We start from the raw sequence: 19,264 nt of genomic DNA, 5'->3' as shown, positions 1-19,264 counted from the left end.
TTTTGCATTCTTTAAGGGGTGGTCACTGCCACAGGCAGTACCTTCCCGTTGAAAAATCGGTGGCCGGTAAGTGCAAAATCGGCAATATATTTACCCATTTCATCAGCTGCCACGGGCGACTCATACTGTGGAAACGCTTTTGCCAGCATTTCTGTTTGCGCTGAACCCAAAGCTAAGCAATTTATTTTTATTCCTTCGCCCGACAGCTCCATGGCTAAACATTCCGTTAGGGTGTGCAGGGCCGACTTGCTGGCGGAATATGCCGCCAGTCCCGGAAATTTGACACTGCCCTGGAATCCACCCATGCTGCCGATGTTTACAATATGTCCACCCGGGGGGATTTTCGGCAGCAGGTGCTGAATCATGTAAACGTGCCCTAAAAAGTTATTTTGCCATAACGAATGAAAATCTGTGGCCGTAGTGTCAGTAAAAGCCTTGTTGATCAGCGAACCGGCATTATTAATCACAATGGTTGCTTTTCCAAGCTTTTCTTCGATAAACGGAAGCAGTACGGCGTTATAATCACCCTGAACAATATCAAATGGCAGCGTGTGGATGGAGCTGTCCGGATATTGTTTTCCGGCTTCCTGCAATCGTTGCAATCCGTCTGCCGAACGGGCCAGCGCCACAATGTGGTTACCGGGTATAGCGGCCAATGCCAGCGCCGTTTCAAAGCCAAGCCCGCCGCTTGCCCCACTAATGATAATTGTTGCCATAATCGTTGTATTCGTTAGTCGTTTTCATCATCCACACCCCGTTCTACTTCATCCGTGGTTGGCAGCTTGTCTTCGCCCAGGCCACGGGGGCGGAAAATGAAATATGACCCCATAACGGCCAGCAGTGCCGAAGTAAGATAAAATAATAAACTGATTAATACGGCAAGATGCGCATCAAGCTGGAAGTATTCCGCGCCGTACACGTATACCATTTCGCGTGCACCGAGGCCCCCGACGGTAAAGGGTACGACGGCAACCAGCGAAGAAAGGAGAAACATGAATAAATAAGGTGAAAATTTGCCGTCAAACCCCAATGCATATAACAGTAGAATTGCACAGACTACCTGCATCGACTGGACGCCCAGTGCCTTCAGGTGTGTAATCAGGAAATGGCGGCTAAAAGCATTGAAATACTTATTAATCACAAAATAGTAGGCCGCAGAACCCGCAATGACGCAGGCAATGGGTACCTCCCGCGGGATATTCAATTGCGGGATAAAAAGGACTAGCGCCGCTGTAATGAGGCATAGCGCCCAGAGTCCGCTTACGCGATCGAAAAACACCGCTGTGAGCAGGTGCCTGCCCTTGACATGAAACTTGCGGCGGAGGAAATATATCTTATAACCGTCTCCCCCGACACCTCCGGGTAAAAACAGGTTGTAGAACAACCCCAGCAGGTATAGCTTCAGGTTATAGCGTTCGGACAGGTGCAGCCCCATTCCCTTAAAAAACCCATTCAGCCGGGACGATGCGATTAAGATGGAACCGCAATAGGCAATAAACGCCAGCACCAGGAAAAGCGGGTTTGACTGTACCAGCGCTTCCCGGAGGTCCCTCGGCTCTACTTTGCCGAATACCCAATAGAGGGCCAATGCGGTAACACTTATTTTAAGCAGCGTCTTGGTTGTGCGCCAGAATTTCATCAGCATACCGTTAATCGCGACAATCAGCCAAAGATGACCGGGTAAATCCGAATGTAAAGCATGACCACATAACCAATGAGCAATGCAGCGTTCAACGACAGCATCCAGTTTAGATCGACCAGTCGATATTGATGCCTGAGGGTGAGAACCAGCAGCGCAATAAAGCTTAGAAACAGCAGTCCGGGGAATATAAAGGCCCACTTATTATCGAGATAGAAAAAGGTCTGCGCCAACGATCCCTGCGTCTGTTCCTTCAGAATAAAGGGTGCAAAAGCAAATAATAACAATAAAATAAACAACCGGACCAACAGTTTAGCAACAAATTTGCTGATGGTATGGTTTTTGGATGAAATAGTCATACAAATTCTGTTATCTTTACATCACAAATGTACAATTACCAAACGACACAATTTCTTTTAATTATGAATAGGTTGTTATTCCCAATCCTCGCGCTCTTTCTGTTAGCTTCCTGTGCCGCTCAGCAACAAGGGTCGGCAGATGGCTCTCCTTCCGCGTCAGCATGGCGCAATGGTGTAAAAGGCCAATGGGTACTGAAATCCGTAGGAAAAGAAAGCTTTCCCGATGCTTTTGCAGTAAAGACTGTATTTGAAGAAGCCCCTGCCGAATGTTTTGTCGGCAGCGTCTGGAACCTCCCCAATAACGGTAATGGCAGTATTACATTCAATGCCGACGGGAAGCTTTGCGCCCCCGGAGCCGTGCGTAATATTGTCTGGTCTATCTATAACCCCGGAAAAAACATGGGTGAACCCCAGTTTCAGTTTAAAAAGATTTATCCCGGAGACCGGGCCAGCAACGTAACTTCCGGTTACCGGCTCGACCTGGCATATGCCGATGCCGAACGGATGGTGTTACGTATGCCACTGGATCTTGAGGGACAAACCGGCTATCTGGTGTTCAATTTCGATCGTTATCAATAAGCTAAATTAGTTTAAACTCCATACATGATTATGAAAAATGTGAACTTATTATCCCTGCTTTTTATCGCGGTCTTTTCACTGGGTGCCTGTGCACAGGACAAAAGTAGCCGTCCGAGTCCGTTGGACAACACCATGGTCACTACCTCCGACGGTGTTACCATCACCATTCAATACAGCAAGCCTTCGTTGAAAGGCCGCCAGTTCGGTGTCGAACTCGCGCCTTACGGTGAAGTATGGCGTACGGGTGCCAATGAGGCCACCACGTTTGAAATCGATAAGGCTGTGCAAGTACAGGGGCAGCCGCTGCCGGCAGGGAAATACAGCCTGTATACCATTCCCAGCGAACAGAATATGGTCGTGATCTTTAATAAAAACTGGGAGCAGTGGGGTACGGATTATGATGAATCAGCCGATGCCCTTCGGGTTACATCAGATCCCACCGTTCAACACGACCAAACCGAACAATTTACAATTACTGCCGATCAGGACGGTAAAATTTCGCTGCTCTGGGGAGATGACCAGACATCGTTTACCGTTAAGGCCGCCAATTAATTTGTACGGCATTTTATCTGCGTGATATCACGCGGTAATACCACATTGCCATTCCATTCCGGTCGCCGGAGCGGAATGGCAAATTTTTTTCCATACGATCCCTTAAATTTAATACTTTTATCCCTTCAAGGATAGTTAAATAACACACAGTATGAAAGGAATTATTTTGGCCGGAGGCTCCGGTACACGATTACATCCGCTTACATTGGCCGTTAGTAAGCAGCTGATGCCGGTTTACGATAAGCCAATGATTTACTATCCATTGTCTACGCTGATGCTTTCGGGCATCCGCGATATTTTGATTATTTCCACACCACACGATTTACCGATGTTCCGCAGCCTGCTGGGCGACGGCTCCCAACTGGGGTGCACATTTTCCTATGCGGAACAGCCTGAACCAAACGGCCTCGCACAGGCATTTGTTATCGGCGAATCATTTATCGGTAATGATAAGGTGGCGTTGATACTGGGCGATAACATATTCTACGGCGACGGACTCTCCCGTCTGTTGCAGCAAAGCGCGGATCCCGAAGGCGGCGTTGTATTTGCCTATCCGGTTTCCGATCCCGAGCGTTATGGCGTGGTCACGTTTGATGACCAGCAGCGCGTCATCTCCATTGAAGAAAAGCCGGCTCATCCCAAGTCGAATTATGCGGTTCCCGGAATCTATTTTTATGACAATTCCGTCGTCAGCATCGCAAAAAATATCCAGCCGTCTGCCCGGGGCGAATATGAAATTACCGATGTAAATAAAGTGTACCTGACGGAAGGGCGACTGAAAGTCGGCGTGTTCAGCCGGGGGACAGCCTGGTTGGATACCGGCACATTTACGTCGCTTATGCAGGCCGGACAATTTGTGCAGGTTATCGAAGAACGCCAGGGATTAAAGATCGGCTGCATTGAGGAAGTAGCATACCGCATGGGATTTATTGACGGCGGCCAGCTCGAGACGATCGCGCAGCCGCTGCTGAAAAGCGGGTACGGACAGTATCTGCTTCGTTCCGTGTTGAAGAAAAGTAATGGATAAGGATAACCCTATGGCTGAAAAAACGAAAAAAACGGCATTAATTACCGGTATAACGGGACAGGATGGCGCTTACCTTGCTGAATTTCTATTGCGGAAAGGCTACCGTGTGCATGGATTGAAAAGAAGAAGCTCGTTATTCAATACCGACCGGATTGATCACCTGTACCAGGATCCGCACGAATCGGACCGGCAGTTTAACCTGCACTATGGCGACCTCACGGACGCTACAAACCTGATACGGATTATCCAGGAAACCCAGCCCGATGAAATTTATAACCTGGCGGCACAAAGCCATGTAAAGGTGAGCTTTGATACGCCGGAGTATACGGCAAATGCGGATGGTCTGGGAACCCTCCGGATACTGGAGGCGATCCGGTTGCTCGGCATCGGTGACCGGTGTCGTTTTTACCAGGCGGCCACATCCGAATTATACGGGCTGGTACAGGAGGTCCCCCAACGCGAAAGCACCCCGTTTTATCCCCGCAGCCCTTATGCGGTAGCCAAGTTATATGCGTACTGGATTACGGTAAATTACAGGGAAGCCTATAACCTGTACGCATGTAATGGCATTTTGTTTAATCACGAAAGCCCCGTCCGGGGCGAAACATTTGTAACCCGGAAAATTACCCGGGCGGTAAGCCGGATCGCACTCGGGCTACAGGATCAGCTTTTTTTAGGTAACCTCTCTGCCCAGCGCGACTGGGGACACGCCAAAGACTATGTGGAGGCGATGTGGCTGATGCTGCAACAGCATACCCCCGAAGATTATGTCGTGGCCACGGGAGTTACAACCACCGTCCGTGAGTTTGTGAAACGTTGTTTTTCGGAATTAGGCATCGATGTCGAGTTCAGCGGAAAGGATCAGCACGAAAAAGGAGTTATTATTGATGTGGATGAGACGCGGCTCGGCGAGCTGGGGATCGATCCCCAGCATATCCGGTTCGGACAAACCGTTGTCAGGGTCGATCCGATGTATTACCGGCCGACAGAAGTGGACTTGCTGATCGGCGATGCCTCAAAAGCCCGGCAGCAGCTCGGTTGGGAACCAAAGTATGACCTTCAGGCGCTGATTGAAGATATGGTACATGCCGATCTTCAGCTAATGCGAAAGGAGCAATACCTTAAATCGGGCGGCTTTGAGACCCTGAACTATTTTGAATAATTGCCGCCGGCGTTATTAATTGCCACCTCCTTTGCCGTAAAGCATGTTGGAACAATTTTTGCATTGTTGAACCAGTTAGATAATGGTGGGGTTTTGCTGTATATAAAATTATGCAAGAAACACATACGATGCAGGAAACAAGTGTTGATTCCAGGACCGAAGAAGGCAGAAAAGACACGACAAAGATTTACTTTTTTTTAGTTGCTATTGCAGCGCTGCTTGCAACCAATGTGTATTTTTATATCAAGTATAAAAATTCGGGCGATACCGTATATGAACTGACCAGCGGGAAAGTGAATATGGAAACCGAGATTGACCGGATAGAGGCAGAGTTGGATCGGTTGTCGGGAGAGCGCGTTGCACTTAGCGAAGCATTGCAGGCATCACGGGATAGTGTGCGGGTCGGAATCACCCGGTTGCGGGAACAGTTGGCCCATAATGACCTCACCCAGGGGCAGCTTGCCACTGCCCAGACCGAAATAAACCGGCTGAAAGGAGAGGTGGCCAGGTACGCTGAGGAAGTAGGTAATCTGCGCAACCGCAATACAGTACTCCGCACGGAGCGGGATCAGTTACGGGAACAGGTATCCAGCTCCGCCGACCAACTGGCAACACTGGAAGAAGAAAATACAGACCTGGAAGCGAAAGTACGTCTTGCGTCCGCCCTTAAAGTATCGGATATCCAAATTGTCGGCGTTCGTGAACGCAGCAACGGTAAAGGAAGCCAGGAAAGCCGGGCACGCCGGGTCGATAAGCTGGAAATCAATTTCAATGTTGTGGATAACCCCCTGGCTGAACTGGGGACACACGAAGTATACATGCGGGTCATCGATCCCAACGGCAACCTGCGTATGCGTGACAACGGACTTTTTGAAGTTGATGGCAACCAGATCCAGTATTCCTATAAAACCAATATTGAGTTTAGCAACGATGGTAAGTCCTACCGGATCGATTGGATAGACCCTAAAGGATTCCAGCGTGGTACTTATACCATCCTGCTGTACGCGGATAACACCGTGATGGGCCAGAGTAGCATCGTGCTGAAATAACGAAACCCTACCCGAGGTCGCTATATAAACTGTTTTTCCTCCTGGTAAGATCCAATGAAGGGATGACGATATAGAAGACCGTTCCTTTCCCAACCGCGGTTTCATACCGGATTGTGCCATTCATACCTTCTATCGCCTGTTTCACAAATGCCAGCCCGAGACCGGTTCCGGAGCTCTTGGTTGTGAAATTGGGCTGGAACATTTTGCCCCGGGCCTCCGGCGCTATGCCATGCCCGTTGTCTTTGACAGCAATCGACACATGCTGCTGCAGATCGTAACCGATACTGATATCGATACGGCATTTCCGCTTGGCAATGGCAGCCTCAATCGAATTTTTGATCAGGTTATTGAAAGACCGGAGCAGTTGGTCATGGTCACCCTGGATTTTGACGGAATCGTCATCACATAGTTTGGTAATCTGTATTTCTACCCCTGCATTGCTGCGGAATACTTCCACGGCGTTGGTCATGATGTCCAGTATGTCCACCTCCTTGAGCTGGATATCCGGCATCTTGGCGAATTCGGAGAATTCCGAAGCAATCAGCGACAGGCTGTCAATCTGTTCGATGAACGAGGTGCTGAATCGCTCAAACCGCTCGTCAAATCTCGGATCCCGTTCCTTCCATGAACGTTCCAGTTGTTGAATGCCCAGCTTTAATGGCGTAAGCGGATTTTTGATTTCATGGGCTACCTGCTTCGCCATCTCACGCCAGGCAGACTCTCGTTCCGACCGCATGATCGTATTGGCACTTTGTTCAAGCGCCACAATCATCAGGTTATACTCCCGGATAAGACTGCCGATCTCGTCGTGGCGCTTCCAGAATATCGGTTCATTCTGCTGGCCAATACCGGTCTTGGCCAGGCTCCGCTGTACCAACGCCAGCGGCGCAGTAATCTTGTTGGCCACGAATACCGCAAATAACCCAAGTACCAATATCACCAAAGCATAAATATTGATCAATGTGTTAAGCAGCATGCCCACATTTTGATCAAATTCTTTTTGATACGAATAATGGGGCAGACTCAAATAAGCAACAGGCTCATAACGATCGTTCCGGATGGGTGCATAGGCCGCAATGTAATTCAGCGTACCCAGTTCCTCGTGCTGAATGAATTCCGATCGCTGACGCGCAGCCATGTGCAGCCAGGCTTTCGGGTCCATGTAGCGGGAAATAAGCCGGAGATCATAAATCCGGGGCTGTGTGGAGTAAATAAGCTGGCCATCCATTCCGTATAAATTCAGGTCAGACGCAATGGATTCCACCATTGCGTTGAACTGCTCATCGTTGTGAATACCATGGGTAATTCCCGTCGCCTTGAGCATGCGCAGTTCAAACCGCCTTGAAATATCAATGACGTACTTCAGCACAGCATTCTCCTGCTGCTTCCGGAATTGGCTGCTGATGCTGAAATACGTGATAATACCGGCGGTAATCAGGGTGAAAACCACGGCCATTACCATAAAAGTCTGTATACGGGTACTGTATAATACCCGATTGGTCAGGATCAGAAAACTCCATCGCAGGTTCCGTAGACTGAAATCGTTGCTGTTTAACGTAAGAATAAGCCACTGGATGGTGTAAGCGAGGATTGCAAAAATAAGCATCACCAGAAAAATGAAGGAAAGTGACGCCAGTTGCATCCAGTTGCTTTGTTCCGGTTTGCTTAACACAATCAGTGTCCGGCTATTCGGGCGGTACATCAAGTGCCCGAATCCGTCGGTATAACCCAGGTGGATATATTTGCGTTGTTCAGTGGGAAAATTGTTGTCAGTAGGGGGATATACATAGTCACCATACTGGCTGACCAGGTTGCCGTCGCGGTAAAATGCATAGGCATATTCAGCAATCAGGTTAGTCTGCTGTTGCTCAAGTCGACTGTCAGTTAAGATGTCCGGATAGGTGGATAGCTGACTGAACGACCTGTTTTGCAATTCAATGACGAGAATCCCCAATTGATCCCCGTCTTCGATCACGGGTAACTGCGCAAAGTATTCAAAGTTGCCGAAACTACTATTTCCACGATAGAAATTTTCCGACACCTTAATTGCACCCGATATTACTTTTTCACGATATTCTTCGTGCTTTCTGGCCGAACTTTGGCCAATCGGAATCCAGTTTGTATCGTATTCCCCCGCGCTGAACTCATATTTCGACAAGTATCCGCTCAGGTATGTCCGTTTCAAATGCTCATCCAATAACCCCTGGTCCTTACTCCCCGGGTTTTTGAAATAATCAATCAGTACCGGGTCCTTGACTATTTCCTGTTCCAGGTCATAGAAAAGTGCGATCGCATTGGCATCGTCCAGCGACTCCAGCCGGGAGATGGCCAGCTTCTGTTCTTCCTGTTTTTTATGGCGCTGAAACTGGGCGTGCTTCAGGGAGGTTACCGAAGCCAGAAGCAGCAGCGTCGAGATAAATACCGCCAGGTCAAACTGCCCCTGGTGCCTGACATACCAAGTGCGCAGCAGAATCAGTGTCGTCAACAGGACAAACGTGGTCGAGAAATGCCGGGTGTACATGAGCAGTACCGCCACGATTGCAAAGGCAAGCACCTGGATCGAAAATAACCGGCGCATATTGGGAATGAGCTGATGTGCAATATGCACCAATAGATCGATTAACAACAGAAGCGCCATCATACTCAGGCACAGTGCCGAAATTCCCAGCCAGCTGTACACGTTGAGGTTTAGGATGTTTGCCAGATTGAAATTGATCCCGGAATTATTAATCAGTCCTGCAAATACTTCCGATAACCCATAACTCAACAGGTAGAGCAACAGTCCGAAGGTTAGGATAACCGCCGCGCTTCCGATTTTGGTATAGCTAAAGGCCGGCATTTTCAGGCGGCCCTTAAATGCATAAAGGTATCCGACAAACCAGGTAAAGGCAACGATGTTTAAAATGAAGCCGCCCAGGTGCGGAAATAAGAAGCTGGAAGCGTAATTGCGCGGATCGAAGATGCCTGTAACGAAATGGTTGGCCAGCCATCCGAAGTGCAGGTCGATATACCGGATGCAGGCCAGGCATACCGCAAATACCAGGATGGAAACCCATATCCAGCCCCGTCTGGCCATCCACATACAGATGATATTCAGCAATAACATCACGGAGAAACCGGCCAATAGCCACATGGTTAATTCCAGTTTGGTAAAAAACGTGTCGTGCTGTGCATCCTGTAATTTTACTGAAAACAGGTATTCTCCGGTGACACTCCGTATGTTGTAAACCGGGCTATCGTCATAGTCGGCAATCGCTAAGTTGTCGGTCCGTATTAAATCACGGGAAAACGTGTTCTGCAAATACACGTTATTTTTCTGGAAATCCGCCTTAATGGGAATCAGGAACAGGGCTGAAAAGTTTCCTGCACTTTTTTTGATGGACTCATACCATCCGTTTCCGGCTTTGACGATCCCTACACCATCCCGTATGCCGGCATCCGTCTTCGGAACAAATTTGTCTGTTCCCCAGAAAACCAGCTCATTGTTGACGTAAGTGAACGGGTAAATATCGTTGCCCTCAACAAAATACGAAATTACTTCCTCGGACAGCTCAATGTTATTTTCGAGGTCTTTTAAGGCCTCAAACCGGGCCGCATCCTCCAAGAACGTATTGATTGTCTGTTCCTTGTTATGCAGGTTGCGCTGAATGGTACGTGCATCAAGCAGCAGCGTTTCGTCGTTGTTGAACGTAAGGTGGATGGTGATAGCGGTGCCCACGAAACACAATGTCAACGCCAGCAGCAACAGCCTTATTTTGAAAACAGTACTCACGTTCCGTTTATTTGGATAACGTAAAAATAGAAAATCCCCACAACAATAACGATTGAGGGGATTGCAAATTGCGTACTGGCCATTGCGAACAACAGCCGGTCGGCACCATTAATGGGCTTCTTCTTCCTTGAATAGCTTCGCGTTTAAATACTCCCGGTTCATGCGGGCAATATTGGTCAGCTTAATGCCAACCGGGCATTCAGCCTCGCAGGCACCGGTATTGGTACAATTGCCAAACCCTTCCGCATCCATTTGCGCCACCATGGCCTGGGCACGGCTGTAGCGTTCGGTCTGGCCCTGTGGCAATAGGGCATATTGCGAGATCTTAGCCGATACGAACAGCATAGCGGACGCATTCTTACAGGCCGCCACACAGGCACCGCAGCCGATGCAGGTTGCCGATTCAAAGGCCTCATCAGCCACGGTTTTGGGGATCGGAATGCCGTTTGCATCGGGCACGCCTCCTGTATTGACATTGACATATCCACCGGCATGCTGAATACGGTCAAACGCGGTACGGTCAACGGCAAGGTCTTTAATAACCGGGAAAGCCGCGGCCCGCCAGGGTTCGATCACGATGGTTTGTCCATCATGAAAGCTGCGCATGTGCAGCTGGCAGGTAGTCGTCCCCTGCTTGGGTCCATGCGGCCGGCCATTGATGTGCAATGAGCACATCCCACAGATGCCTTCGCGGCAATCGTGGTCAAAATATATCGGATCTTCTCCCTTCCGTACCAGATCTTCATTTACCACATCCAGCATTTCAAGAAACGACATATCCTGCGATATGCCATTTGCTTGATAGGTGATGAATTTCCCCCGTGTTTTGTCATTTTTTTGACGCCATACTTTCAGCGTCAGGTTCATGTTTCCACTCATGTTTTTTTGCTTTAAGCATTAAGCGATGCATTATACTTTACGTTCATGGCATGATAGGCCAATCCGGTAAAGCGTATCGCCTATTTTATTTATAGCTTCGTTGCGTCAGTTTGACATTCTCAAATTCCAGTTCCTCTTTATGAAGTACCTCCGGCTGGTTATCTCCCCGGTATTCCCATGCAGCAACATAACGGAAGTTCTCATCGTCACGTTTCGCTTCCCCTTCCTCCGTTTGGCTTTCTATACGGAAGTGTCCCCCGCATGATTCCCGGCGGTGCAGCGCATCATCTACCATCAGCTCACCCAATTCCAGGAAATCGGCGACCCTTCCCGCCTTTTCCAATGACTGGTTCAATTCTTCGTTCTCACCCAGTACAGTCACATCTTCCCAGAATTCCTTGCGCAATTCCTGGATCATTCCCTTCGCTTTTGCCAGTCCTTCTTCGGTACGTGCCATGCCGCAGTATTCCCACATGATGTGGCCCAGTTTTTTGTGGATATCGTCCACTGTTTTGCTGCCTTTCAACGACAGTAACCGGTGTACACGGTCTTCCACTTCTTTCCGGGTCTTTTCAAAACTGGGGTGTTTTTCATCCACCGGGTCAAACCCTAAACCGGCCAGGTAATCACCCACCGTATAAGGAATCACAAAATAGCCATCGGCAAGTCCCTGCATCAGGGCCGAGGCACCTAAACGGTTCGCTCCATGGTCAGAGAAATTACATTCGCCAAGCGCGTATAATCCCGGCACCGTGGTCATCAGGTTATAGTCCACCCATACACCGCCCATGGTATAGTGCACGGCAGGATAAATGCGCATGGGTTGTTTATACGGATTCTCGTCCGTAATCTGGTAATACATATCAAAGAGGTTGCCGTACTTGGCCCGTACAGTATCCTCACCCATGCGGTTGATGGCATCTTTAAAATCAAGGAAAACGGCAATGCCCGACGCACCTACGCCGCGCCCCTCGTCCACTACCTCCTTCGCATTCCTTGATGCCACGTCGCGGGGCACCAGGTTTCCGAATGAAGGGTACTTGCGTTCCAGGTAATAATCCCGGTCTTCTTCCTTAATATCGGAGATTTTCAGCTCTCCTTTGCGCAGTTTCTGCGCAAGCTCCACTGTTTTCGGTACCCACACCCGGCCGTCATTCCGCAGCGACTCGGACATCAGTGTCAGCTTCGACTGGTGGTCGCCGGTAACCGGAATACAGGTAGGGTGAATCTGCGTATAGCAGGGGTTGGCAAAAAATGCACCCCGTTTATGCGCCCGCCATGCCGCGGTGACATTACAGCCCATGGCATTGGTCGATAGGTAGAACACGTTGCCGTACCCGCCGGTGCATAGCAATACCGCATGGCCCGCGTGCGTTTCAATGGCACCCGTCACCATGTTCCGGGTAACGATACCACGCGCATGGCCGTCAATCGTAACCAGGTCCAGCATCTCATGCCGGTTGTATGCTTCTACTTTCCCTTTGCTGATCTGCCGGTTAAGTGCTGAATAAGCACCTAGTAAAAGTTGCTGTCCCGTTTGGCCACGGGCATAAAACGTACGGGAAACCTGCGCACCGCCAAATGAACGATTATCGAGCAGGCCGCCATATTCGCGTGCGAACGGCACGCCCTGTGCCACGCACTGATCAATGATATTAACGGAAACTTCCGCAAGGCGATAAACATTGGCCTCGCGCGAACGGTAGTCACCGCCCTTAACCGTATCATAGAATAAACGGAAAACGCTGTCCCCGTCATTCTGGTAATTTTTTGCCGCGTTTATACCGCCCTGGGCAGCAATGGAATGTGCCCGGCGGGGGCTATCCTGGTAGCAAAATGATTTTACATTGTAGCCCAGCTCAGCTAATGAGGCTGCAGCCGAGGCACCTGCCAGCCCGGTTCCTACCACGATAATGGTATATTTCCGCTTATTGGCAGGGTTTACCAGTTTAAGATTAAACTTATGTTTTGACCATTTTTCGGCCAGTGGCCCTGCTGGTGCTTTGGAATTCAACATAACAGATTCTTTATTAAGAAGGCCTTTTGGGCACGGTAATTAGCTTATTTTAAAAAATAGAAGTACAGCGGCATAGCTGCGAAAGCAATCGGAATAACCACGCCGAAAATCCAGATACCCAGGAAACGGATAATAGGGATGTATTTCCGGTTGTCAAATCCCAGCGTTTGGAATGCGCTTTTAAAGCCGTGGATCAGGTGAAATGATAAAGCGGCCATACCCAGCACGTAAAACGCAACCAGGTACCATTCCTTGAATGCAAATGCCACCTGCTTGTAGAGGTCTTTGGCCTTGATGACTTCCACTTCGTTATCCACGTAACTTACGTATTCCGTGAATTCACCTGCTACCAACTCGGTCACCGTGGTCTGATTTGTTTTTAAATCGGTGCGGTATTCCACATAGGGTACACTGTCGTTATGGTATTTCCACCAGAAATTACTCATGTGCGTTACAATGAATACCAGCAGCACCGTGCCTAAAATGCCCATGTTCCGGGAACTCCACGCACTGTTTTCCGATCCGCGGTAAACCGCATAGCCAACCGGCCGCGCCTTCCGGTTATGGATGGTCACCACCAATGCGTATATCGCGTGTACCACGATCGACGTATACAGAAGATAAGAGATGATCTTAATCGGCGTGAAATGGGTCATAAAATACGCATAATCATTGAACGCCTTGCCCTGGTCATTATAGAACAGCTGTAGGTTGCCAATGAGGTGCACCACTAAAAAACTACACAGAAACAACCCGGTCAAACTCATGATCAGTTTCTTCCCCAACGAAGAAGACAACACCTGTTTAGATTTACTCATTCTCCTTGAAATATTAATTTTGGTAAGCAAAACTACCAATAGATTTAATATCGGTGAAACCAAACCAAAAAAATCAGTAATTTAGAACTGTTCTAAGTTTAATATACCCAAAAAAAAGCGCCAGGTTGTTAAACCTGGCGCAGTAATTATTAACGTAGCCGGATGGATTAGAACAGGCGATAACCTACTCCAACCGTCCAAAGATTTACTTTTTGCGGGGCGTTGTCATTTTTGCTCAGTTCGCTTAAGCCATGCTCATAACGAACATCCGCCCGGAAATTGCTGATGTCCAGTCCAAGTCCGCCCGTTACCGCCCAAGCCTGGTTTTTATACTCGCTGAATTTTGGAACCTGGCGTAAAGATTCGCCAATATTCTTATCTACAACAAACGAAACAACGGGACCGGCAACAATGCGTAATCCCGCGGGTCCAAATCCAATCCGCGTGCCCAGTAGCAGGGGTAAATCCAACGAAGTAAAAGTCACTTTACCTTTTTTATCTTCTTCAATCAATTTGGCTTCCGAGCTTTTGCCGGTTACGTACAGTTCGGGTTGGAAATGGATTCCCGCACCGCCGATCCGTGCCCATACCCCGGCCTGGTATCCCGTACGGGTGCTGGCATCCAGCCATCCGCCATCTTCCGACTTCAGGTTGGAAAAGTTAAGTCCTGCTTTAACACCGAACTGGAATGTCGGCAGCAGCTGTGCATTGGCTACAAAAACCGTTGCAGTAAAAAGACAGAGTAGAATAAAATACTTCTTCATAATAATCCCATTTAGTTTTTTAATGTAATTGTATGGTACCTGATGTTTACTTTCCAAGGGTCCGCAAAATTCAAGCCGAAAATGTAAACCCTACTAAACTTTTGCCTGCATTACGGGATTTTATATTTTTGTAGAAATCAAACGACATGGCAGCATTTAAAATGAGCCCCGAAGAATGGGAAATACTGAAGTTGAAGTTTACAAGGAAATACAATCACCTGACCGAAGAGGACCTGCAATTTCAGGCGGGGCAGGAGGACGAACTGATCGGCAGGCTTGCCCAGCGGGTGCGTCGCAACCGGGATTATATCCGGTACACGCTCAGTAAAGGGCTGGTCGACCTGGAAAGTAACCGGCTCTAAGCAAATGGAAGAGATCTCCTGGGCCGATTTCGAAAAAGTGGAGCTTCGTGTAGGTACCATTATCGCCGTTTCCGCCTTTCCCAAAGCAAAAAAACCAGCCTACCAGCTGAAAATTGATTTCGGCAGTGAACTGGGAGTCCGGCAGAGCAGCGCACAGATCACTGCGCATTACCAGCCGGAAGCCCTCATCGGCAAACAGGTTATTGCCGTTGTTAATTTCCCCAGAAAACAGATTGCCAATTTCATGTCGGAGTGTCTGGTTACTGGCTTTGCAGATGAACAGGGAGACATTGTGCTCAGTACCGTGGAGCGAAAGGTGCCTAATGGAGCCAGGTTAATCTGAATAATGGACTGCCAGTTAATATCCGACGAATGAAATACATCAATTTTGAAGATGCCGAGGATGCTGTTTCTGATGAATATTTCATGAAACTAGCCCTTAAGGAGGCCCAACAGGCACTTGCACAGGATGAAGTTCCGATCGGTGCGGTGATTACCTATAATGGCCGGATCATCGGCAAAGGACATAACCTTACCGAGCGGCTGGGCGATGTAACTGCCCACGCGGAAATGCAGGCCTTTACCGCCGCCGCCCATTACATTGGCGGCAAATACCTTCAGGGCTGTACACTGTATGTCACCGTTGAACCGTGTGTCATGTGCGCAGGTGCTGCCTACTGGACGCAGATCTCCCGGATCGTGTTCGGGGCACTCGATGAAAAACGGGGATTTTCCGGATTTGGAGATGCCATACTGCACCCCAAAACAACCATTGTCGGCGGTGTTTTGGCCAATGAATGTGCCGAACTGGTCACGTCATTTTTCCGTAATAAACGGTTGAAGTAGCGGGCGGCTGCGTTATCCAAAACAAAATGCCCGTTATTTTCGTTATATTTGTCTATCACTTACTCAATAATTATTAACTTTTAAAACTATATATATTATGGCTTTTGAATTACCGGCGCTACCTTACGCCACAGATGCATTGGAACCCCATATCGATAAGGAAACCATGGAAATCCACCACGGTAAACACCATCAAGCTTACGTGGATAATCTCAATAAGGCCATTGCCGGCACCGACGCGGAAAACAGCTCCATAGAGGAAATCAGCAAGAACATTTCCAAATACTCAGCTGCGGTACGCAATAACGGCGGCGGGCATTTTAACCACTCGTTATTCTGGACCATCCTGTCGCCAAACGGCGGCGGTGCACCCTCAGGCGAACTGGCAACAGCGATTAACGAAGCCTTCGGTTCGTTTGATGAACTGAAAAAACAACTTCAGGCTGCCGGTGCCACGCGTTTCGGTTCAGGCTGGGCCTGGCTGATCGTGGATGGCAACGGAAAATTACAGGTCACATCAACGGCAAATCAGGATAATCCGCTGTTCGATATCGCAGAAGTAAAAGGAACACCGATTCTGGGCATTGACGTATGGGAACACGCTTATTACCTGAAGTACCAGAATAAACGGCCGGCCTACCTCGATGCGGTTTTTAACGTGATCGACTGGAATGCAGTAGCCAAGCGTTATGCTGACGCGAAATAAAGGCTGAGCGCCTTAAAATATCACAACGGACAGCGGCTATGCCATCGGCATATTAGCCGCTGTTTGTTTTTACTGCGGTGGTGGTTCGGCTAAAGGCAAGGGTTTTTAACCTGCCGGATTGGTGAAACACCGGGTGTTGGCCCCGCAATTGATTCATATTCAAGGACACCCCGACCAAATGGACAGACGGATAAATTGCAGAGTCCGCCGGCTTTTGGTACCTTTGTATTGTCTTACCCAAAAGATTATACCATGTTAAAAGGTTTTTTCCATGTCCCCGAACCCGTAAATGAACCCATACTTTCCTACGCGCCCGGATCCCGGGAGCGGAAGCTGCTGCAGCAGGCACTGCAAACGGCCATGGCGCAGGAAGCGGATATTCCGATGTATATCGGTGGCCGGGAAGTCCGTACGGATGACCGGGTTTCCCTTCATCCGCCGCACCGCCATAAACACGTGCTGGGTCATTACCACCGGGGAAGCCGGGAGCACATCACGCAGGCGATCGACGCGGCGCTGGCAGCCAAAAGCCGTTGGGAAAACCTTCCATGGGAACAGAGGGCCGCTGTATTTTTAAAGGCGGCCGATCTCATTGCCGGTCCGTACCGCTATAAGCTGAATGCAGCAACTATGCTGGGCCAATCCAAAAATGCGTTTCAGGCCGAAATCGACTCCGCCTGCGAAATCGTAGATTTCCTGCGGTTCAACGTAAAGTACATGACCGAGATCTACGCACAGCAACCTCCTATTTCGCCGCGGGGTACCTGGAACCGGCTCGAGCAACGGCCGCTGGAGGGGTTCGTATTCGCCCTCACGCCGTTTAATTTCACGGCCATTGCGGGCAACCTGCCCACCTCAGCCGCATTGATGGGCAATGTGGTGGTTTGGAAACCGGCCGATACACAGATTTATTCAGCCAATGTACTGATGGAGGTTTTCCGGGAAGCCGGAGTACCCGATGGCGTGATCAACCTCATTTATGTCGATGGTCCCACGGCTGGCGACGTTATCTTCCAGCATCCCGATTTTGCGGGCATACACTTTACCGGTTCCACCGGCGTGTTCCAGACCATATGGAAAACAATCGGGGAAAACATTCAGCGCTATCGGTCGTATCCGCGGATTGTGGGCGAGACCGGCGGCAAGGATTTTATTGTCGTACACCGTTCTGCGGATCCAAAGGCAGCCGCCACGGCCATTGTACGGGGTGCCTTTGAATACCAGGGACAGAAATGCTCCGCCGCATCAAGGGTATATCTTCCCCAATCGCTGTGGCCGCAGCTCCGGGAATTGATGGTCAACGATATCCGGTCATTTAACATCGGCCCGGTAGAGGACTTTTCCAATTTTATCAACGCGGTAATCGATGAAAAATCGTTCGATAAACTCGCTGCTTACCTTGACCGGGCAAAACAGGATACAGATGCGGAAATTATTGTCGGGGGCACTTACGACAAACAGGAGGGGTATTATATACAGCCTACCGTGATCGTGGCTAAACGTCCGGATTACGTCACCATGTGCGAAGAATTGTTCGGCCCGGTACTGACTGTTTACGTCTATGACGACGCGGATTGGGAAAACACATTGCAATTAATCGACCAGACGTCCATTTATGCCCTGACGGGAGCCGTCATCGCGCAGGACCGCTATGCGATCGACCAGGCTGCCCACGCACTGCGTCATGCAGCCGGAAATTTCTACATCAACGACAAGTGTACCGGAGCTGTTGTGGGGCAGCAGCCTTTCGGGGGTGCGAGGGGGTCAGGAACCAACGACAAAGCGGGCTCCATGATCAACCTCCTGCGCTGGGTTTCTCCGCGTACGATTAAAGAGACATTTGATCCGCCAACGGATTACCGATACCCGTTCATGGAAAAGGAGTAACCCGATACCTGCCTGCAATACCATTATTTATTTATGAAGAAACCCCGCCGGTCCGGCGGGGTTTCATATTAAAATGAATTCCCGGCTTTTGGCCCCCCGGGAACTCAGGCAAACGCATAGGGGATGCTATTTGTAGGCAAATACTTCGCCCAGTCCCTCCATATCCGTAAACGTGATGTTTAAGTCAACAAGTTTACCGGTTGCAATGTCAATGACCATACCATGCACAGCCAGGTCATCCCGTTCCTTCCACGCATTCTGGATAATGCTGGTGGTGCACAGGTTGAACACCTGCTCAGCCACATTGAGTTCAATCAGGCGGTTTACTTTATCCTCGTGCTCGCCAATGCCGTCAATTTCCTCACGGTGCAGCCGGTAAACATCTTTAATGTGGCAAATCCAGTTATCAATTACACCAAATTGACTGCGGCTTAACGAAGCTGCCACCCCGCCACAGCCGTAATGACCTGCCACAATCACATGCTTTACCTTGAGCACATTCACCGCATAGTCAAGCACGCTTAGCATGTTCATGTCGGAATGCACCACCATGTTGGCGATGTTGCGGTGCACAAAAACCTCTCCGGGCAGCGTATTCGTAATCAGGTTGGCCGGTACACGGCTGTCGGCACAGCCAATCCATAAAATCTCAGGATTCTGCCCCTTGGCCAGCTGCTGGAGCTTTCCTGTCTTATCCTCCTGTACTTCCTTGATCCATATTTCGTTACCGGCTAATATCTTTTCAAAACTTGCTTTTAGTACGGGATTATTTAATTGTTTCTTTAACATATAGTATTGATTACAATGATTATTAAAATGATTGCTCCGGGGTTTTATACCCGAAGA

19 protein-coding genes are annotated in these 19,264 nt (G+C 49.2%); 10 read left to right on the top strand and 9 right to left on the bottom strand.

All coding sequences use genetic code 11. The annotated features are described in order from the left end of the window. Positions 1 to 11: 11 nt before the first annotated feature. From NEV57_RS09965 to NEV57_RS09955, 3 genes are read right to left on the bottom strand one after another with little or no spacing between them, the layout of a single operon-like run. A complete protein-coding gene (locus NEV57_RS09965) occupies positions 12 to 716 on the bottom strand; it encodes an SDR family NAD(P)-dependent oxidoreductase (RefSeq protein WP_257658178.1) in 705 nt (234 codons plus the stop codon). A 14-nt stretch (positions 717 to 730) separates the two neighbouring features. Next, positions 731 to 1,645 carry a lysylphosphatidylglycerol synthase transmembrane domain-containing protein gene (locus NEV57_RS09960; protein WP_257658177.1) on the bottom strand — a complete coding sequence of 305 codons (915 nt, stop codon included), beginning with the start codon at positions 1,643 to 1,645 and terminating at the stop codon, positions 731 to 733. 17 nt (positions 1,646 to 1,662) lie between these two features. Then, the gene (locus NEV57_RS09955; RefSeq protein WP_257658176.1) at positions 1,663 to 1,998 is read right to left on the bottom strand and encodes a hypothetical protein; all 336 of its coding nucleotides are present in this window, start codon (positions 1,996 to 1,998) and stop codon (positions 1,663 to 1,665) included. 63 nt (positions 1,999 to 2,061) lie between these two features. Here NEV57_RS09955 and NEV57_RS09950 point away from each other — a divergent pair, with 63 nt between their 5' ends. The 5 genes from NEV57_RS09950 to NEV57_RS09930 all read left to right on the top strand — a co-directional run bounded on the left by NEV57_RS09950 (position 2,062) and on the right by NEV57_RS09930 (position 6,367). Next, positions 2,062 to 2,577 (top strand): hypothetical protein, encoded by a 516-nt coding sequence (locus NEV57_RS09950; protein WP_257658175.1) that lies wholly within the window; start codon positions 2,062 to 2,064, stop codon positions 2,575 to 2,577. Positions 2,578 to 2,601: 24 nt separating this feature from the next. Then, the gene (locus NEV57_RS09945) at positions 2,602 to 3,129 is read left to right on the top strand and encodes a DUF2911 domain-containing protein (RefSeq protein ID WP_257658174.1); all 528 of its coding nucleotides are present in this window, start codon (positions 2,602 to 2,604) and stop codon (positions 3,127 to 3,129) included. A gap of 151 nt (positions 3,130 to 3,280) precedes the next feature. Beyond that, positions 3,281 to 4,156 carry a glucose-1-phosphate thymidylyltransferase RfbA gene (gene rfbA / locus NEV57_RS09940; protein WP_257658173.1) on the top strand — a complete coding sequence of 292 codons (876 nt, stop codon included), beginning with the start codon at positions 3,281 to 3,283 and terminating at the stop codon, positions 4,154 to 4,156. Between the two features lie 10 nt (positions 4,157 to 4,166). Further along, the gene (gene gmd, locus NEV57_RS09935; RefSeq protein WP_257658172.1) at positions 4,167 to 5,318 is read left to right on the top strand and encodes a GDP-mannose 4,6-dehydratase; all 1,152 of its coding nucleotides are present in this window, start codon (positions 4,167 to 4,169) and stop codon (positions 5,316 to 5,318) included. Positions 5,319 to 5,428: 110 nt separating this feature from the next. After that, positions 5,429 to 6,367, top strand: a complete 939-nt coding sequence (locus NEV57_RS09930) for a DUF8428 domain-containing protein (protein ID WP_257658171.1) — start codon at positions 5,429 to 5,431, stop codon at positions 6,365 to 6,367. A gap of 7 nt (positions 6,368 to 6,374) precedes the next feature. Here the strand turns inward: NEV57_RS09930 and NEV57_RS15800 are convergent, their stop codons facing one another. The 5 genes from NEV57_RS15800 to NEV57_RS09905 all read right to left on the bottom strand — a co-directional run bounded on the left by NEV57_RS15800 (position 6,375) and on the right by NEV57_RS09905 (position 14,617). Continuing rightward, complete coding sequence (locus NEV57_RS15800) at positions 6,375 to 10,139, bottom strand: sensor histidine kinase (protein ID WP_257658170.1); 3,765 nt, start codon at positions 10,137 to 10,139, stop codon at positions 6,375 to 6,377. Between the two features lie 108 nt (positions 10,140 to 10,247). After that, positions 10,248 to 11,018: a succinate dehydrogenase/fumarate reductase iron-sulfur subunit gene (locus tag NEV57_RS09920; protein ID WP_257658169.1), complete on the bottom strand. Its 771-nt coding sequence runs from the start codon at positions 11,016 to 11,018 to the stop codon at positions 10,248 to 10,250. 85 nt (positions 11,019 to 11,103) lie between these two features. Beyond that, on the bottom strand, positions 11,104 to 13,035 hold the full coding sequence (locus NEV57_RS09915; protein ID WP_257658168.1) for a fumarate reductase/succinate dehydrogenase flavoprotein subunit: 1,932 nt from the start codon (positions 13,033 to 13,035) through the stop codon (positions 11,104 to 11,106). Between the two features lie 44 nt (positions 13,036 to 13,079). Further along, entirely contained in the window at positions 13,080 to 13,853 is a 774-nt protein-coding gene (locus NEV57_RS09910) for a succinate dehydrogenase cytochrome b subunit (RefSeq protein ID WP_257658167.1), read from the bottom strand. A 167-nt stretch (positions 13,854 to 14,020) separates the two neighbouring features. After that, on the bottom strand, positions 14,021 to 14,617 hold the full coding sequence (locus tag NEV57_RS09905; protein ID WP_257658166.1) for a porin family protein: 597 nt from the start codon (positions 14,615 to 14,617) through the stop codon (positions 14,021 to 14,023). Positions 14,618 to 14,763: 146 nt separating this feature from the next. Between NEV57_RS09905 and NEV57_RS09900 the strand changes: the two genes are divergently transcribed. From NEV57_RS09900 to pruA, 5 genes are all read left to right on the top strand, one after another. Further along, positions 14,764 to 14,979 carry a hypothetical protein gene (locus NEV57_RS09900; RefSeq protein ID WP_257658165.1) on the top strand — a complete coding sequence of 72 codons (216 nt, stop codon included), beginning with the start codon at positions 14,764 to 14,766 and terminating at the stop codon, positions 14,977 to 14,979. A 4-nt stretch (positions 14,980 to 14,983) separates the two neighbouring features. Further along, positions 14,984 to 15,322, top strand: coding sequence for a tRNA-binding protein (locus tag NEV57_RS09895; protein ID WP_257658164.1), 339 nt, complete (start codon positions 14,984 to 14,986; stop codon positions 15,320 to 15,322). A 29-nt stretch (positions 15,323 to 15,351) separates the two neighbouring features. Continuing rightward, positions 15,352 to 15,825 carry a nucleoside deaminase gene (locus NEV57_RS09890; protein WP_257658163.1) on the top strand — a complete coding sequence of 158 codons (474 nt, stop codon included), beginning with the start codon at positions 15,352 to 15,354 and terminating at the stop codon, positions 15,823 to 15,825. A 97-nt stretch (positions 15,826 to 15,922) separates the two neighbouring features. Further along, positions 15,923 to 16,531: a superoxide dismutase gene (locus NEV57_RS09885; RefSeq protein WP_257658162.1), complete on the top strand. Its 609-nt coding sequence runs from the start codon at positions 15,923 to 15,925 to the stop codon at positions 16,529 to 16,531. A 252-nt stretch (positions 16,532 to 16,783) separates the two neighbouring features. After that, positions 16,784 to 18,418, top strand: coding sequence for an L-glutamate gamma-semialdehyde dehydrogenase (gene pruA / locus NEV57_RS09880; protein WP_257658161.1), 1,635 nt, complete (start codon positions 16,784 to 16,786; stop codon positions 18,416 to 18,418). Between the two features lie 126 nt (positions 18,419 to 18,544). Here the strand turns inward: pruA and NEV57_RS09875 are convergent, their stop codons facing one another. Then, positions 18,545 to 19,207, bottom strand: a complete 663-nt coding sequence (locus NEV57_RS09875; RefSeq protein WP_257658160.1) for a carbonic anhydrase — start codon at positions 19,205 to 19,207, stop codon at positions 18,545 to 18,547. Positions 19,208 to 19,264: the final 57 nt, after the last annotated feature.

Source organism: Parapedobacter lycopersici (genome assembly GCF_024643285.1).
Lineage (GTDB): Bacteria > Bacteroidota > Bacteroidia > Sphingobacteriales > Sphingobacteriaceae > Parapedobacter > Parapedobacter lycopersici.
Note: the sequence above shows the minus strand (reverse complement) of the source record. Positions and strands in the feature narration are given on the sequence as shown.

Excerpts from the sequence above, each read along its gene's own strand:
- rfbA (WP_257658173.1), top strand. The coding sequence starts at position 3,281 with ATGAAAGGAATTATTTTGGCCGGAGGCTCCGGTACACGATTACATCCG.
- NEV57_RS09920 (WP_257658169.1), bottom strand. The coding sequence starts at position 11,018 with ATGAGTGGAAACATGAACCTGACGCTGAAAGTATGGCGTCAAAAAAAT.
- gmd (WP_257658172.1), top strand. The coding sequence starts at position 4,167 with ATGGCTGAAAAAACGAAAAAAACGGCATTAATTACCGGTATAACGGGA.
- NEV57_RS09930 (WP_257658171.1), top strand. The coding sequence starts at position 5,429 with ATGCAAGAAACACATACGATGCAGGAAACAAGTGTTGATTCCAGGACC.
- pruA (WP_257658161.1), top strand. The coding sequence starts at position 16,784 with ATGTTAAAAGGTTTTTTCCATGTCCCCGAACCCGTAAATGAACCCATA.
- NEV57_RS09915 (WP_257658168.1), bottom strand. The coding sequence starts at position 13,035 with ATGTTGAATTCCAAAGCACCAGCAGGGCCACTGGCCGAAAAATGGTCA.
- NEV57_RS09950 (WP_257658175.1), top strand. The coding sequence starts at position 2,062 with ATGAATAGGTTGTTATTCCCAATCCTCGCGCTCTTTCTGTTAGCTTCC.
- NEV57_RS09895 (WP_257658164.1), top strand. The coding sequence starts at position 14,984 with ATGGAAGAGATCTCCTGGGCCGATTTCGAAAAAGTGGAGCTTCGTGTA.
- NEV57_RS09965 (WP_257658178.1), bottom strand. The coding sequence starts at position 716 with ATGGCAACAATTATCATTAGTGGGGCAAGCGGCGGGCTTGGCTTTGAA.
- NEV57_RS09875 (WP_257658160.1), bottom strand. The coding sequence starts at position 19,207 with ATGTTAAAGAAACAATTAAATAATCCCGTACTAAAAGCAAGTTTTGAA.
- NEV57_RS09945 (WP_257658174.1), top strand. The coding sequence starts at position 2,602 with ATGATTATGAAAAATGTGAACTTATTATCCCTGCTTTTTATCGCGGTC.
- NEV57_RS09900 (WP_257658165.1), top strand. The coding sequence starts at position 14,764 with ATGGCAGCATTTAAAATGAGCCCCGAAGAATGGGAAATACTGAAGTTG.
- NEV57_RS09910 (WP_257658167.1), bottom strand. The coding sequence starts at position 13,853 with ATGAGTAAATCTAAACAGGTGTTGTCTTCTTCGTTGGGGAAGAAACTG.
- NEV57_RS09890 (WP_257658163.1), top strand. The coding sequence starts at position 15,352 with ATGAAATACATCAATTTTGAAGATGCCGAGGATGCTGTTTCTGATGAA.
- NEV57_RS09955 (WP_257658176.1), bottom strand. The coding sequence starts at position 1,998 with ATGACTATTTCATCCAAAAACCATACCATCAGCAAATTTGTTGCTAAA.
- NEV57_RS09885 (WP_257658162.1), top strand. The coding sequence starts at position 15,923 with ATGGCTTTTGAATTACCGGCGCTACCTTACGCCACAGATGCATTGGAA.
- NEV57_RS09960 (WP_257658177.1), bottom strand. The coding sequence starts at position 1,645 with ATGCTGATGAAATTCTGGCGCACAACCAAGACGCTGCTTAAAATAAGT.
- NEV57_RS09905 (WP_257658166.1), bottom strand. The coding sequence starts at position 14,617 with ATGAAGAAGTATTTTATTCTACTCTGTCTTTTTACTGCAACGGTTTTT.